Source organism: Xanthomonas sp. LMG 12460, from assembly GCF_009192895.1.
GTDB classification, from domain to species: domain Bacteria; phylum Pseudomonadota; class Gammaproteobacteria; order Xanthomonadales; family Xanthomonadaceae; genus Xanthomonas_A; species Xanthomonas_A sontii.
In genome coordinates this window covers 1-1,176 of sequence record NZ_NKUH01000109.1, presented here as the reverse complement: position 1 = coordinate 1,176, position 1,176 = coordinate 1, and the positions used below count along the sequence as shown (strand labels likewise).

Genomic DNA, 1,176 nt, shown 5'->3' with positions numbered 1-1,176 from the left:
GCTCCCAGGTATCGAGCAGGGGCTGCACCGCGATGGCGCTGCTGGTCAGGCCCAGGCCGAACTGGCCGACCACGCGGGTGTCGCCGGGCGCAGCCAGCACGATCATCTGCAGGGCCGCGTTGTCCTGCGCCACGGTGCCGGTGAAGGTCTTGAAGCGGACGACCTGGGCGCGCACACAAGCCCAGTCGTAGCTGAGGATCTCGTGCTGGCCGCCCCCGCCCCAGAGCGGCCACCCGCTGAAGAGACGCGTGTTGTCCTTGAAGACATGGACCTTGCCGGCGTTGCGGTCGAACAGGGTGGGTGCGTAGCGGTAGCCGATGAGGTCGAAGCGGAGCATGAAGTAGACGAACACCGATAGGACTGAAGTGCCGACCAAGGCAGGAGTGAAGGCATTGGCATCACCAAGTGCGCTTGCAAGCATCAGGGTCAATGGCAAACCTATAGCGACGGCACCAAAGCCAAGAAACCCCACAAGCAAAGTCATCATGCTGCCGTACGCCAGCCCATGCGGAAACGCCTCGATGACCGCGCCGCCGCTGTTGGGCGATCGGCTGGCCGGTACGCTGTGTGGCGGCAAGAGCACCGCCCCCGCGCCGATGCCCCTGAACACTTCGTTGTCGTGCAGCTTGAAGAATTCGTCGCAGGCCGCCTGGCCGAGCCAGTCGATATCGGCCATGCCGATGGGGCGGCCTGACGCCGAGGGCTTGGAAGTAGGCTTGGGCCCGGAGGCAGGGTGTTTGTAATTCTTGGTTCGGGCCATGGTCAGGGTTTATTCACGATGAGCGTGTCAAGCCCGAGGCTGACGCGCTCAACGGCAGCGGCGTGGCGGCCCCTGCTACGCGGTCCGGAACCACATGGCGCCAGGCTTCCAGCGCGCTGCCATGCAAGGTTGTGCCACCCACGCTGGCCAGCACTTCAGGCGGCCATGCGGGCTTGCTCTTGATGTGGAAACTGGCCCAGCGGATCAGGCCGTAGAGCAGGGTCAGAGGGAACAGCGGGATGGCGATGACCTGCCAGAGGATGGCGCCCAGGTCGGGGTGCTTCCAATGCTCCGCACTGCCCGGGCCGATGAAGGGCTGGCCGAAGAAGATGCAGCGCGCCAAACGCATCTCGAACAAGGCCTCATTGGTTCCGTCGCCTTCGACGAACAGCGGCCCTTCGTGCTCCATGAAACGG

Annotated in this window: 2 protein-coding genes; both read right to left on the bottom strand. The window is 64.6% G+C overall.

Annotated elements, in window-relative coordinates; genetic code table 11:
* Positions 1–676, bottom strand: a 676-nt coding sequence (locus CEK66_RS18430) for a DUF6708 domain-containing protein (protein WP_226978681.1), incomplete at its 3' end; no start/stop codon positions are given.
* Positions 677–773: 97 nt separating this feature from the next.
* The coding region (locus tag CEK66_RS20455) for a hypothetical protein (protein ID WP_226978680.1) at positions 774–1,176 on the bottom strand (403 nt) is incomplete at its 5' end.